Source organism: Nitrospirillum bahiense (genome assembly GCF_007828025.1).
GTDB lineage: Bacteria > Pseudomonadota > Alphaproteobacteria > Azospirillales > Azospirillaceae > Nitrospirillum > Nitrospirillum amazonense.
In genome coordinates this window covers 44,516-56,918 of sequence record NZ_VITO01000012.1, presented here as the reverse complement: position 1 = coordinate 56,918, position 12,403 = coordinate 44,516, and the positions used below count along the sequence as shown (strand labels likewise).

Sequence of the window (12,403 nt, the reverse complement as noted above, 5' to 3'; positions counted from 1 at the left end):
TCCCACCCGCACGCCTACCCAATAGAATCAAATTTCACACTTTTGTGATGGTGATTTATTGGAAGATGCATGGCACCGTTGTGAAAGACGTGCCTGCACCCCACGGCGTGAAGGTTGTACACGCTCCGGGGCTTATGCATTAATCTCGCGTCTCGAATTTGGGGAAAGGCCGCTCATGACCCGACCGGGTTCGTCTCACGTCGACTTATCCCTTTCGGGCGGGCCCTTTGTGGGTGGGAACGCCTCGTGACGGCCGCCACGTCGACCACGGCGACCAAGCCGCCCAGGCGAGGGTGGGCCTTTCTGGCCCCCACCATCCTGCCCGGCTTCGGCACCGCCTTCGGCTTCACCCTGGCCTATCTCTGCCTGATCGTCCTGATCCCCCTGGGCCACATGGCCCTGCGGGCGGCGGACGTGGGTTGGGACCGGTTCTGGGCCATCACCCTGGCCCCCCGGGTGCTGCACGCCTTCCTCGTCAGCTTCGGCTGCGCCCTGGCGGCCGCCCTGATCAACGCCGTGTTCGGCCTGGTGGTGGCGTGGGTGCTGGTGCGGTACCGCTTTCCCGGCCGGCGCATCATCGACGCCATGGTCGATCTGCCCTTCGCCCTGCCCACCTCCGTCGCCGGCATCGCGCTGACGGCCATCTACGCCCCCAACGGCTGGATCGGTGCCCTGGCCAAGGCGGCCGGGTTCAAGATCGCCTTCACCCCGCTGGGCATCGTCATCGCCCTGGTGTTCGTGGGCATGCCCTTCATCGTGCGCACGGTGGAACCGGTGCTGCAGGATTTGGACGCCGAGGTGGAAGAGGCCGCGGCCTCTCTGGGCGCCACGCGCTGGCAGACCTTCACCAGGGTGCTGCTGCCCGCCATCCTGCCGGCACTGATCACCGGCGTGGCCTTGGCCTTCGCCCGCGGCGTGGGGGAGTATGGCTCCGTCATCTTCATCGCCGGCAACATCCCGGCGGTGTCGGAGATCGTGCCCCTGCTGATCGTCGCCCGGCTGGAGCAATACGACTATGCCGGCGCCACCGTCATCGCCACGGCCATGATGGGGCTTTCCTTCCTCATGTTGCTGGGCATCAATTTCCTGCAGCGTTGGACCCGGTCGCGCCATGCCCGCTGATCCGCATTCCCGTCGCCCCGCCGTGGGCGAAGGCCCGATAATGCGCCTGGCGCTTATCGGCATCGCCATCCTGTTCCTGGCGGCCTTCCTGGCTCTGCCGCTCGCGGCCGTGTTCAGCCAGGCCCTGGCCAAGGGTGTCGGCGCCTTCTTCAAGGGTCTGGCCGATCCCGACGCCCTGTCGGCCATCCGGCTGACCCTGACGGTGGCCGCCATCGCCGTGCCGCTGAACCTGGTGTTCGGCGTGGCCGCCAGCTGGGCCATCGCCAAATTCAATTTCCGGGGCAAGAGCCTGCTGCTGGCCCTGATCGACCTGCCCTTCTCCGTCTCGCCCGTCATTTCCGGCCTGGTCTACGTGCTGCTGTTCGGCCTGCACGGCAGCTTCGGCCCGTGGCTGCGCGACCACGGGGTGCAGATCATCTTCGCCGTGCCGGGCGTGGTCATGGCCACCGTCTTCGTCACCTTTCCCTTCGTGGCGCGCGAGCTGATCCCCCTGATGCAGGAGCAGGGCGTGGAGGACGAGGAGGCCGCCATCGTGCTGGGCGCCAGCGGCTGGCAGACCTTCCGCCTGGTGACCCTGCCCAACATCCGTTGGGGCCTGCTGTACGGCGTGCTGCTGTGCAACGCCCGCGCGATGGGGGAGTTCGGGGCGGTGTCCGTCGTTTCCGGCCACATCCGGGGCAAGACCAACACCATGCCCCTGCATGTCGAGATTCTGTACAACGAATACAACTTCGTGGCCGCCTTCGCGGTGGCCTCGCTGCTGGCGCTGCTGGCGCTGGTGACCCTGGCGGCCAAGGCGGCCCTGGAATGGCGTTTCGCCGACCAGATCGCCGCCGCCAAACGGTGAGACCAGACCGGTGAGAGAAGCAGCGACGATGACGATCAAGCAAACGGGCGGCGCGCATGGCCATTGAAATCCGCAACGTGGAAAAGACCTTCGGCGCCTTCACCGCCTTGGGCGGCGTCAGCCTGGACGTCCGCTCGGGCGAGCTTCTGGCCCTGCTGGGGCCCAGCGGTTCCGGCAAGACCACCCTGCTGCGCATCATCGCGGGGCTGGACCACGCCGACGCCGGCGAGGTCAGCTTCGACGGGCAGGACACCCGCGACCGCGCGGCGCGGGACCGCAAGGTGGGCTTCGTCTTCCAGCATTACGCCCTGTTCCGGCACATGACCGTCTTCGACAACGTGGCCTTCGGCCTGCGCGTCAAGAAGAAGGCGGAGCGGCCGGCGGAGATGGACATCCGCCGCCGCGTGGACCAGCTGCTGACCATGGTGCAGCTGTCACACCTGGCCACCCGCTACCCCAGCCAGCTGTCCGGCGGCCAGCGCCAGCGCGTGGCCCTGGCCCGGGCGCTGGCCATCGAGCCTAAGGTGCTGCTGCTGGATGAGCCCTTCGGCGCGCTGGACGCCAAGGTGCGCAAGGATCTGCGCAAGTGGCTGCGCCACCTGCACGACGACATGAACATCACCTCCATCTTCGTGACCCACGACCAGGAAGAGGCGCTGGAGCTGGCTGACCGCGTGGTGGTCATGAATCAAGGCCAGATCATCCAGGTGGGCACCCCGGCGGAGGTGTACGACCATCCGGCCGACAGCTTCGTCTTCGACTTCCTGGGCGGGGTGAACCGCCTGAACGGCGTCACCGAGGCGGGCGTGGCGCGCCTGGACGGCAAGGCCGTGCGGGTGGATGGCGCCGTCGGCGCCGACGGCCCGGCCGTCATCTATGTCCGCCCCCACCAGGTGGAACTGGGCGTGGCCCCGGCCGACGGCGTGCCGGAGGGCAAGTGGAGCGCCCGGGTCAGCAGCCTGCACGCCGCCGGCCCCGTCGCCCGGCTGGAACTGGATCTGGCCGGCCGCGCGCTGGAAGCACAGCTGTCCCGCGACCGGTTGAGCGATCTGGCGCTGGAGGTGGGCAGCTGGTGTACTGTGGACTTCCGTCACGCCCGGGTGTTTCCCGCTAAGAGCTAGGGGCTGGGGCGTGACGGCGTAACGGATATCAGGGCGTTGGGATCATGGACGGGCAGACGGTCGACCTTACGGCATTGATGCAGGACATCGGGCAGCGCGCGCGCGCTGCCAGCGCCCGGTTGGCCGTGACCACGCCGGAGCAGCGCGTGGCGGGCCTGCGCGCCGCTGCATTCGCCCTGCGCGCCGACGCCGCCACCATCCTGGACGCCAATGCCCGCGACATGGCGGCCGGCCAGGCCAAAGGCCTGACACCCGCCCTGCTGGACCGCCTGCGCCTGGACGAAGGCCGGTTGGAGGCCATCGCCAAGGGCCTGGAGGACGTGGCCGACCTGCCCGACCCCCTGGGCGCCGTCATGGCCGACTGGACCCGGCCCAACGGCCTGCGCATCCAGCGCGTGCGGGTCCCCCTGGGCGTCATCGGTATCATCTACGAAAGCCGGCCCAACGTGACGGCGGATGCCGGCGGCCTGTGCGTGAAGTCCGGTAACGCCGCCATCCTGCGCGGCGGCTCGGAAAGCCTGCATTCCTCGTCCACCATCGTCGCGGCCATGCGCCGGGGCCTGGTGGAAGGCGGCCTGCCCGCCGACGCCGTGCAGCTTGTGCCCACCACCGACCGCGCCGCCGTGGGCATCCTGCTGACCATGACCGACTTCGTCGACGTCATCATCCCCCGGGGCGGCAAGTCCCTGACGGCGCGGGTGGCGGCGGAATCGCGCGTGCCGGTCATCAAGCACCTGGACGGCATCTGCCATGTCTACCTGGACCGGGCGGCCGATCCGGCCAAGGGCCGCGCCATCGCCCTCAACGCCAAGATGCGTCGCACCGGCATTTGCGGCGCCATGGAGACGCTGCTGGTCCACCGCGACGTGGCGGCGGCCCAGCTGCCCGCCCTGATCGAGGATCTGATCGGCGCCGGGTGCGAGGTGCGGGGGGACGCCACGGTGCAGTCCCTGGACGCCCGGGTCCTGCCCGCCGACGATTCCGACTGGGACACCGAATACCTGGACGCCATCCTGTCGGTGAAGGTGGTGGACGGCGTGGATGAGGCCATCGCCCACATCGAGCGCCACGGCAGCCACCATACCGACAGCATCGTGACCGAGGATGCCGCCACGGCCGAGCGCTTCCTGGCCCGGGTCGACAGCGGCATCGTGCTGTGGAACGCTTCCACCCAGTTCGCCGATGGCGGGGAGTTCGGCTTTGGCGCCGAGATCGGCATTTCCACCGGCAAGCTGCACGCCCGCGGCCCCGTGGGTGCCGAACAGCTGACCAGCTACAAATACGTCGTGCGCGGCGACGGCCAGACGCGCCCGTAAGCGACCGGCCGGCGTCCCCCCATGTCAACCTCCCACCACGGCCGCTATTGGATTCGACCGCGGCCGCTGACCGGGGCCAGTTGGGCCGGCCGGCGCATCGGCATCCTGGGCGGGTCCTTCAACCCCGCCCACGCCGGCCACCGCCACGTCAGCCAATGGATGCTGCGCCGCCTGAACCTGGACCAGGTGTGGTGGCTGGTCAGCCCGCAGAACCCGCTGAAGCAGACGCGGGGCATGGCCACGCTGGACGCGCGCCTGGACGCCGCCCGCGCCGCCGCCCGCGATCCGCGCATCCTGGTGACGGACCTGGAGACGCAGCTGGGCACCCGCTACACCGTGGACACGCTGGAGGCCTTGCGCCGCCGGTATCCCCGCACCCGCTTCGTCTGGATCATGGGCGCCGACAATCTGCTGCAGATTCCGCGCTGGCGGGGATGGACGCGCATCCTGGGTCACATGCCGGTTGCCGTGTTTCCGCGCCGCCCCTATTCCCTAAAGGCGCTTGTCGGCAAGGCCGCGCGGCGTTATCTCCGCAATCGGGTTCCTCCACGGGACGCGGGCGGGCTGCCGGCACGATCGGCACCGGCCTGGACCTTCCTGGACGGGCCGCTGCATCCCGCCTCCGCCACCGAAATCCGGCGGAAGGGGTGGTGGGCCGGCCGGTGACGGGAAAAGCGGACTGCAAGGACTAATCCCGTAGGCAAGCGCGCCCCGTGCGGCTTGCCCACGAACATCATCGGACTATCATCAGGGTGCGGGCCGGCCATGCCGGATCCTCAGCGCCCTTTTTTGCTTAGAGGTAACGATCATTTCCACCATCGCCCATTTCCCGACGCCGACCGCTGGGCGGACGGCGCCCCAGCCGCTTCCGGACATGGCGGCCCCCGATTTCCCCGAGCAGCTGCGCGACCTGATCGTCGCCAGTGTGGAGGATGACAAGGCCGAAGGCACCGTGGTGCTCGACCTCAAGGGCAAGTCCACCTTGGCCGACTACATCGTCATCACCTCGGGCCGTTCCGCCCGGCAGGTGGATGCCATGGCCGGCCATCTGCTGTCCAAGCTGAAGGAAGTCGGCCTCATCGGCCTGGACGCCGAAGGCACGCCCCAGTGTGACTGGGTGCTGATCGACGCCGGCGACGTGCTGGTCCACCTGTTCCGTCCCGAGGTCCGCGCCTTCTACAACCTGGAAAAGATGTGGGGCGTGGAACTGCCGCCCGACTTCGCCGGATTCGGCGCGCCCGCCGGCGACTTTTTGTCCGTTTAAGTAAGAACGTCGGCGGGACCGGGCCCATGCGCGTTTGGCTGATCGCCGTCGGCCGCAGCCGGCCGGGCCCCGCCCGCGACCTGTTCGAAGAGTACAAGGGCCGCATCACCTGGCCCTTCACCCTGCGCGAGGTCGAGTGCCGCAAGCGGGTGGAGGGGGATGAGCTGAAGCGGCTGGAGGCCCAGCTGCTGCTGGAAGCCATTCCCCCGGGCGCCACCCTGGTGGCCCTGGACGAACGCGGCAAGGCCCTACCCAGCGAGGCCTTCGCCCGCCAGGTCGGTACCTGGCGCGACGGCGGCGTGGCCGACCTCGCCTTCATCATCGGCGGCGCCGACGGCCTGGCCGAAGAGGTGCGCCGCCGCGCCAGCCTGCTCATCGCCTTCGGCCCCATGACCTGGCCGCACATGATGGTGCGCGGCATGCTGGCCGAACAGCTCTACCGCGCCCAGCAGATCCTGGCGGGGCATCCCTACCACCGGGTGTGAGGCCGGGTGTGACACGCGACGCGCTTGCGGTGCGTCAATGCGCGCGCCGTCCCCTTTGGCCATTCTTCCCCCAGCGTGTGCGACCGCCCGGTGAGGGCGACCGGAAATGGAGGGGACCATGGCCGTGCTGATCGCCTTTTACTCGCTGACCGGAACGACCCGCACCGTGGTGACGGAGTTGGCCCCGCACCTGCAGGCCGACATCGAGGAAATCCGCTGCGCGCGTTACGGCGTCAGCTTCAGGGGCTGGTGGCGGGCGGCGGCGGACAGCTGGCGCGGGCGGCTGCCCGGCATCGCCCCGGCGACCCATACGGCCCGCAACTATGACCTGGTGGTGCTGGCTGGCCCCATCTGGGCCTGGCATCCCTGTCCGCCCCTGCGCGCCTATGTGCGGCGCGAGCGGGCGGACCTGCTGGAGACCGCCCTGCTGCTGACCCATGGCGGGTCCGCGGGCCAGCAGTCGCTGGACGCGCTGCAGGCCTGGGTGGGCAAGCCGCCCAAGGCGCGCGTGACCATCACCGCCGCCGAGATGAAAAGCGGCACCTACGCCGAGACCGTGGCCCATTTCGCCCAGACCATCCGACCGCGGCCGCCCCTGGCCCCCGTACCGCCCGCCCATGTGCCCGAGGTCCTGCCGTGAGCACCAAGACCCGCATAGTCGATCTGCTGGGCGAACGGGCGTTGGTGGTGCCGGCTCTGATCGCCACGGCCCTGACGGCCAATGAGCAAGCGAAGTACCTGCTTTCCCTGCTACAGATGGCGGCCGCCCAGGCGGAGAGTCCGCAAATCCCCGCTCCCACGCTGAAGGACGATCGCGAGGCCTGCGGCATCGACGAGCCCAGCCTGGACCGGACCATCGCCCTGACCGAAAACGACGGCGACGGCCATTACCATATTCCCGGGTCGGGCCGTATCCTGGCACGCCTACAGGAAGCGCTGCGGGCCATGATCGCCCCGCTGGACAAGGCGGGGCAGCCGGCGGCGGTGGAATATGCGCACCGTCTGGACCGGCTGACCGCGACCTGGGCGAGCATCGGTGGTGACATGATGGAGGGGGCGGCCATCGCCGCCATGACCTCGGGCCGGCCGGCCACCGGGGATGGTCTGCATGTGCTGATCATGGACCTGCACCGGGACCTCAACCACCTGCAAGCAACCATCGCCTGTGAGGAGGTCGCGGGCGCCAAGGCTTACGGGCTCGGGGATGCGGACCGCGCCACCGTCGCTGCCTTCATGGCCGGACTGAACCGTACGGCGCCCCTGAAATTCGACCATCCGGGCCTGGACACGGTCGCCGTTCGCAACGGCGACACCCTCCTGATTCAAAACGACATCGGCACCACCGAAGCCCACGTCCTGGTGGTCAAGGTGGTCGGCCGCTCGGTGACGGTCATCTATACCGACGTCCACCTGTCGCGCCTGCGCTTCCTGCAGACGCTGAGCGGGGACAGCGGCCTGGCCTGGCAGGAGGTGCGGGCGCGCGAGGCAACGGCGCTGGAGAAAGAGGACCTGTTCTACACGACCCACGGCACCGCCACCTTGGAGAGCGACGAGGACCTGCACTTTGCACTGAACCGGTTGGCATCGCGCATCGTCTTCCTGATCGACTGGAACAAGGCCCGCAAGCGCCTGGGGTTGCTGGTCCCCAACGAGGTGGCGGTGGAGATCCTGGCGTGGGCCGCGTCGCACGACTTCGGCCATCGCGCCTTCCTGTCGCTGGGCGGCGAACGCCTGATCTACGACGCCTTGGAGCAGGCGGTGAAAACGCCCCTGCGCTATGGCGAACCCTTGCATGAGATGATGGGCGTCGATGTCGCGCGGGGCTACCTATGCTTCGTCCTGCAAACCACCGCCATCGGCTTGCTGCAGGGCCGATCGGACGCCCTGATCCGTGATCAGGTCCGGGCGGAGTTGTTCACCCATTTCCGCACCGCCGACCAACGGCTGCTGTCCATCTGCGCCGACCACGCCGCCGCGATATCGCGCCTGGCCGAGGGCCTGAGGTCCATGCTTCGGGAGTCCCTTTCGGATAAGCCCCTGACACCGGGCCAGAACGCCACCCAGGCCAAGCTCTGGGAGAGCCAGGCGGATGAATCGGTGAAAGCGCTGCGCGTCATGGCGCGCCGCCTCCCCGGGACGGAGGTGTTCTGCCGGGTGATCGAGGAGGCGGACGACGCGGCCGACCACCTGGAAGAAGCCGCGTTCCAGGCACGGCTGCTGTTCGAGGCCGTGCCGCCCGAAACGCTTCCCAAACCCCTGTTGGACCTCGCCGACCTCATCGTGGCCTGCGCGCAGGCCTATCGCCGCGCTGTCGACCTTGCCCAGCATGTCCAGCACGGCGCCGCCCAGGACACCGTGCAGCATTTCCTGGAGGCCTCCGACGGCATTGTGACCCTGGAACACCAGGCGGATGAACGCCACCGCGCCGTGGTCGCCCTGTTGATGGCGGTGCCGGACGACCCGCGCCGGCTGCAGCTGTTGAGCGGCCTGTCGCAGGGAATGGAGCAGGCCACCGACGCCCTGCAGCGGGCCGCGCTGATCCTGCGCGACCACATGCTGGCACACGTCACCTTCGCGTAAGGCCCGGCGACGCGCCGTTGCGATGGATCAATGCGCCGGGTGAACGGTTGGGGCCGACTGGGCGGGTCAAACCCTTTCCAGGACCGCCTTCATGGACGACCCCACCACCCTGCTCAGCCGCCTGGCGGTTTCCCTGGCGATCGGGCTGCTGGTGGGGCTGGAACGGGGGTGGCATAGCCGCAGCGGCCAGGAATACCAGCGGGCGGTGGGGCTGCGCACCTTCGCCTTGTCCGGCCTGCTGGGGGGCATCGCCGGCACGCTGACCTTGGCGCAGCAGCCCTACATCCTGGGCTTGGTATTCCTGGGCTATGCCGCCGCCTTCACCGCCTTCCACTGGCTGGAGGCCAAGGCCGACATCGATCCCAACCCGGAGCGCGATCTCAGCATCACGTCCGTCGTGGCGGGATTGGTGACCTTTCTGCTGGGGGCGCTGGCCATCCTGGCCGACGTGCGCGTCGCCATCGCCGCCGGCGTGGCCGTGACCGGCCTGCTGGCCTTGCGCGACCCCTTGCACCGCTGGGTGGCGGCGCTGAGCGGGGATGAGGTGCGGGCCATCCTGACGCTGCTGGCCATGTCCTTCCTGCTGTTGCCCGTGTTGCCCAACCACGCGGTGGATCCTTGGGGTGCGCTGAACCCCCATTCCATCTGGCTGCTGGCGGTCATGGTCGCCGCCATCTCCTTCGGGGGCTATGTCGCCGTCCGTGGCCTGGGCGACCGGTTGGGGGTGTTGATGGCGGCGCTGGCCGGCGGCCTCGCCTCCTCCACCGCCACCACGCTGACGCTGGCGCGACTGGGGCGGATGCATCCCGCCTCATCCCGGCTGCTGGGCGCCGGGGTGCTGCTGGCCGGGGCCGTGATGATGGCGCGGGTGGGTGTGCTGGCCATGGTGCTGAACCCCGATCTGCTGCGGCCGCTAGCACCCCCCTTGGCCGGCGCCGCGCTGGTCCAGGTGGCCGGCGCCGCCGCCCTGATCGTGCGCAACCGGCACTACCATGTGCCCAAGCTGAACATCGCCAACCCGCTGGAGGTGGGTATGGCCCTGAAGATGGCCGCCTTCATCGCCGCCGTGGCACTGGCCAGCCAAGTGCTGGCCCAGACCATAGGCGCCCCCGGGGTGCTGGTCATGGCCGCGCTGTCCGGCGTGGCCGACGTGGACGCCGTCACCCTGTCCATGGCCCATCTGGGCGGACACGGCCTGACCCTCAGGGTGGCGATGGAAGGCGTGCTGATCGTGACCGCCGTCAACACGGTGACCAAGGCAGCGATGGCGGCATGGGTGGGGGGGACCCGCCTCGGCCTGGTGGTGGGTGGCGTCAGCGCCCTGGCCCTGGGTGCCGGCGCGCTGGCCACGGGCTGGTGAATAGAAATGGGGCGGCCCCCGTGAGGACCGCCCCTTCCCTCAGAACCTCAGGCCTTACCAGGTGGTGGGCTTGGGATTGCGGTGGTTGAAGTCCTTCTGGTGCCAATAGGGATAGATGGGCTCCTTCTGGCTGGCCTGTTCCAGGCGCGTCACCTGGTCCGGCGTCAGCGACCAGCCGACGGCGCCCAGGTTCTGCTTCAACTGGTCCTCGTTGCGGGCACCGATGACCAGGTTGGCCACACCGGGCCGGGCCAGCAGCCAGTTCAGCGCCACCTGCGGCACGGTCTTGCCCGTCTCCGCCGCCACGGCATCGAGGGCATCGACCACCGTATATAGGTATTCATCGTCCACCTTGGGCCCGCCGGCGGCGCCACCGCTGGCGATGCGGCCGGCCTGTGCCGGCTGGCCGCGCCGGATCTTGCCGGTCAGGCGGCCCCAGCCCAGGGGGCTCCACACCATCAGACCCACGCCCTGGTCCAGGCCCAGGGGCATCAGCTCCCACTCATACTCGCGTCCTACCAGGGAGTAATAGCCCTGGTAGGCGACATAGCGGGCCAGGCCGTACTTCTCCGACGTCGCCAGCGCCTTCATCAGATGCCAGCCGGAGAAGTTGGAGGCGCCGATGTAGCCGATCTTGCCGGCGGTGATCAGGTCGTCCAGGGCGCGCAGGGTCTCATCCACCGGGGTGGTGGCGTCGAAGCCGTGCATGAAATAGAGGTCGATATGATCGGTGCCCAGCCGCTTCAGGCTGGCCTCGCATGCGCGTATCAGGTGATAGCGTGACGAGCCGACGTCATTGGGGCCATCGCCCATGGTGAAGGTGGCCTTGGTGGAGATCAGCACCTTGTCCCGCCGGCCCTTGACGGCCTGGCCCAGGATTTCCTCCGACGCGCCCCGGGAATAGACGTCGGCAGTGTCGAAGAAATTGACACCCGCCTCCAGGCACAAATCCACCAGCCGCGTGGCCTCGGCCACGTCGGTGCTGCCCCAGCGGTTGAAGAACTCACCCGCCCCACCGAAGGTGCCGGTGCCGAAACTGAGGACCGGAACCTTCAGGCCCGATCGTCCAAGTTGCCGATATTCCATGGTATTTTCCTCATGGGTCCATATGGCGCGCCGTAAACGGCCCCCTGCCTGGGGCCGCCGGTGCCGGCAGTTGAGCGCATGAGGATGGTTGGGGGAAAGCGTTTTTGTTGGGACAAGGCCCAGAGGATGTCCCTGCGCCCTGTCTGGACAGGGGACCACCCAGCCGCCATATTTTTAAGATGTTGAATGCCCCTCCGGGACAAAAGCGATGACCATACTGCCCTTCGACCATCTGACACCCGAGGAGCGGCTGACGCTTATCGGTGAGTTATGGGATAGCCTGGACCAGCGGGACATTCCCCTGAGCGACGCGCAAAGAGTGGAGCTGGAACGGCGGATCGCCGAAGTTGATGCTGGCACGGTCGAAATGATCCCCTGGGAAGTAGTCCAGGCCAAACTGCGAGCGAGGCGCCGTTGATCCGCCAGCTGTCTTTCAGTCCGGACGCGCTGACGGAGATTGAAAACGCCCAAGATTGGTATGAGAGTTTCTCCGGCAATGTCGGCGCACGTTTTATAACGGCTTACGAGAAACTACTGACCAGAATTGCCTCTCACCCACAACATTTCCCTATTCTGTATTCCAATATACACCGAGCCCGCATACACGGCTTCCCTTATTTCTTTCTCTTTAGGCCAACCGACCATATCATTCAGATCCTTGCCTTCTTTCATACCAGTCAAGACCCAGCAAGGTGGCACGGGCCTCGGTTCGGTTCCAGCTAGTTATCCTCCTCCTCGAACACCGGATACGTCCCGAAATCCCGGATGGGGCGCAGCACCACGTTGCTGACGACACGGGCGACACCCATCTCGGCATCGTCGATCCAGCTGTCGGTCAGTTCCTGGTAGGTCTCCAGATCGCGGCAGACCAGCTTGGCGATATAGTCGTAGGGACCGCTGACCTCGAAGCACTCGATGACCTCGGGCACCTCGCGCAGGCGGCGCTCGAAGGCGCTGGTGCGGGCACGCCCCTGTTTTTCCAGGGAGATCTGGGCCAGGACGAAGACGCAGGACTGGATGCGACGCACATCCACCTGGGCCTGGTAGCGCACGATGACGCCCTCGCGCTCCAGCCGGCGCACCCGTTCCAGACAGGGGCGGGCGGACAGGCCCACCCGTTCCGACAGGGCCTGGTTGGTGACGCGGCCATCGGCCTGCAGTTCCGTCAGGATCTTGATGTCGATGGCGTCGAGCTTGCGCGGCTTCAAGGCGGGGTCCGAAA

Annotated in this window: 14 protein-coding genes; 12 read left to right on the top strand and 2 right to left on the bottom strand. The window is 68.0% G+C overall.

Annotated features, from left to right (window positions below; translation table 11 throughout):
* Window positions 1-246 precede the first annotated feature (246 nt).
* The 10 genes from cysT to FBZ88_RS17705 all read left to right on the top strand — a co-directional run bounded on the left by cysT (window position 247) and on the right by FBZ88_RS17705 (window position 10,095).
* Window positions 247-1,122: a sulfate ABC transporter permease subunit CysT gene (cysT, locus tag FBZ88_RS17750; protein ID WP_145618540.1), complete on the top strand. Its 876-nt coding sequence runs from the start codon at window positions 247-249 to the stop codon at window positions 1,120-1,122.
* A gap of 40 nt (window positions 1,123-1,162) precedes the next feature.
* Window positions 1,163-1,969, top strand: a complete 807-nt coding sequence (gene cysW, locus FBZ88_RS17745; protein ID WP_211102712.1) for a sulfate ABC transporter permease subunit CysW — start codon at window positions 1,163-1,165, stop codon at window positions 1,967-1,969.
* A gap of 56 nt (window positions 1,970-2,025) precedes the next feature.
* Window positions 2,026-3,090, top strand: coding sequence for a sulfate/molybdate ABC transporter ATP-binding protein (locus FBZ88_RS17740; RefSeq protein WP_145618538.1), 1,065 nt, complete (start codon window positions 2,026-2,028; stop codon window positions 3,088-3,090).
* Between the two features lie 44 nt (window positions 3,091-3,134).
* Window positions 3,135-4,406 carry a glutamate-5-semialdehyde dehydrogenase gene (locus tag FBZ88_RS17735; RefSeq protein ID WP_145618537.1) on the top strand — a complete coding sequence of 424 codons (1,272 nt, stop codon included), beginning with the start codon at window positions 3,135-3,137 and terminating at the stop codon, window positions 4,404-4,406.
* 21 nt (window positions 4,407-4,427) lie between these two features.
* Window positions 4,428-5,072 carry a nicotinate-nucleotide adenylyltransferase gene (locus FBZ88_RS17730; RefSeq protein WP_145618536.1) on the top strand — a complete coding sequence of 215 codons (645 nt, stop codon included), beginning with the start codon at window positions 4,428-4,430 and terminating at the stop codon, window positions 5,070-5,072.
* A gap of 208 nt (window positions 5,073-5,280) precedes the next feature.
* On the top strand, window positions 5,281-5,670 hold the full coding sequence (gene rsfS / locus FBZ88_RS17725) for a ribosome silencing factor (RefSeq protein WP_081486582.1): 390 nt from the start codon (window positions 5,281-5,283) through the stop codon (window positions 5,668-5,670).
* Between the two features lie 26 nt (window positions 5,671-5,696).
* Window positions 5,697-6,155 carry a 23S rRNA (pseudouridine(1915)-N(3))-methyltransferase RlmH gene (rlmH, locus tag FBZ88_RS17720; protein WP_145618535.1) on the top strand — a complete coding sequence of 153 codons (459 nt, stop codon included), beginning with the start codon at window positions 5,697-5,699 and terminating at the stop codon, window positions 6,153-6,155.
* A 118-nt stretch (window positions 6,156-6,273) separates the two neighbouring features.
* Window positions 6,274-6,795 carry a flavodoxin family protein gene (locus tag FBZ88_RS17715; protein WP_145618534.1) on the top strand — a complete coding sequence of 174 codons (522 nt, stop codon included), beginning with the start codon at window positions 6,274-6,276 and terminating at the stop codon, window positions 6,793-6,795.
* On the top strand, window positions 6,792-8,735 hold the full coding sequence (locus FBZ88_RS17710) for a DUF47 domain-containing protein (protein ID WP_145618533.1): 1,944 nt from the start codon (window positions 6,792-6,794) through the stop codon (window positions 8,733-8,735). Before FBZ88_RS17715 ends, FBZ88_RS17710 begins: the two co-directional genes overlap by 4 nt.
* Before the next feature lie 91 nt (window positions 8,736-8,826).
* The gene (locus FBZ88_RS17705) at window positions 8,827-10,095 is read left to right on the top strand and encodes an MgtC/SapB family protein (RefSeq protein WP_145618532.1); all 1,269 of its coding nucleotides are present in this window, start codon (window positions 8,827-8,829) and stop codon (window positions 10,093-10,095) included.
* A 54-nt stretch (window positions 10,096-10,149) separates the two neighbouring features.
* Here the strand turns inward: FBZ88_RS17705 and FBZ88_RS17700 are convergent, their stop codons facing one another.
* Window positions 10,150-11,181: an aldo/keto reductase gene (locus FBZ88_RS17700; protein WP_145618531.1), complete on the bottom strand. Its 1,032-nt coding sequence runs from the start codon at window positions 11,179-11,181 to the stop codon at window positions 10,150-10,152.
* Between the two features lie 208 nt (window positions 11,182-11,389).
* Here FBZ88_RS17700 and FBZ88_RS17695 point away from each other — a divergent pair, with 208 nt between their 5' ends.
* A complete protein-coding gene (locus FBZ88_RS17695; protein WP_145618530.1) occupies window positions 11,390-11,599 on the top strand; it encodes an addiction module protein in 210 nt (69 codons plus the stop codon).
* Complete coding sequence (locus FBZ88_RS31585) at window positions 11,596-11,904, top strand: type II toxin-antitoxin system RelE/ParE family toxin (RefSeq protein ID WP_186464467.1); 309 nt, start codon at window positions 11,596-11,598, stop codon at window positions 11,902-11,904. Before FBZ88_RS17695 ends, FBZ88_RS31585 begins: the two co-directional genes overlap by 4 nt.
* Here FBZ88_RS31585 and FBZ88_RS17685 read toward each other — a convergent pair.
* Window positions 11,901-12,389, bottom strand: coding sequence for an Lrp/AsnC family transcriptional regulator (locus FBZ88_RS17685; RefSeq protein WP_145618529.1), 489 nt, complete (start codon window positions 12,387-12,389; stop codon window positions 11,901-11,903). The genes FBZ88_RS31585 and FBZ88_RS17685 overlap by 4 nt on opposite strands.
* Window positions 12,390-12,403 lie beyond the last annotated feature (14 nt).

What these genes read in the sequence shown, in the direction of transcription:
- FBZ88_RS17715 (WP_145618534.1), top strand. Translation starts at nt 6,274, where the DNA reads ATGGCCGTGCTGATCGCCTTTTACTCGCTGACCGGAACGACCCGCACC.
- FBZ88_RS17735 (WP_145618537.1), top strand. Translation starts at nt 3,135, where the DNA reads ATGGACGGGCAGACGGTCGACCTTACGGCATTGATGCAGGACATCGGG.
- cysW (WP_211102712.1), top strand. Translation starts at nt 1,163, where the DNA reads ATGCGCCTGGCGCTTATCGGCATCGCCATCCTGTTCCTGGCGGCCTTC.
- FBZ88_RS17740 (WP_145618538.1), top strand. Translation starts at nt 2,026, where the DNA reads ATGGCCATTGAAATCCGCAACGTGGAAAAGACCTTCGGCGCCTTCACC.
- rsfS (WP_081486582.1), top strand. Translation starts at nt 5,281, where the DNA reads ATGGCGGCCCCCGATTTCCCCGAGCAGCTGCGCGACCTGATCGTCGCC.
- FBZ88_RS17700 (WP_145618531.1), bottom strand. Translation starts at nt 11,181, where the DNA reads ATGGAATATCGGCAACTTGGACGATCGGGCCTGAAGGTTCCGGTCCTC.
- FBZ88_RS17695 (WP_145618530.1), top strand. Translation starts at nt 11,390, where the DNA reads ATGACCATACTGCCCTTCGACCATCTGACACCCGAGGAGCGGCTGACG.
- rlmH (WP_145618535.1), top strand. Translation starts at nt 5,697, where the DNA reads ATGCGCGTTTGGCTGATCGCCGTCGGCCGCAGCCGGCCGGGCCCCGCC.
- FBZ88_RS17705 (WP_145618532.1), top strand. Translation starts at nt 8,827, where the DNA reads ATGGACGACCCCACCACCCTGCTCAGCCGCCTGGCGGTTTCCCTGGCG.
- FBZ88_RS17730 (WP_145618536.1), top strand. Translation starts at nt 4,428, where the DNA reads ATGTCAACCTCCCACCACGGCCGCTATTGGATTCGACCGCGGCCGCTG.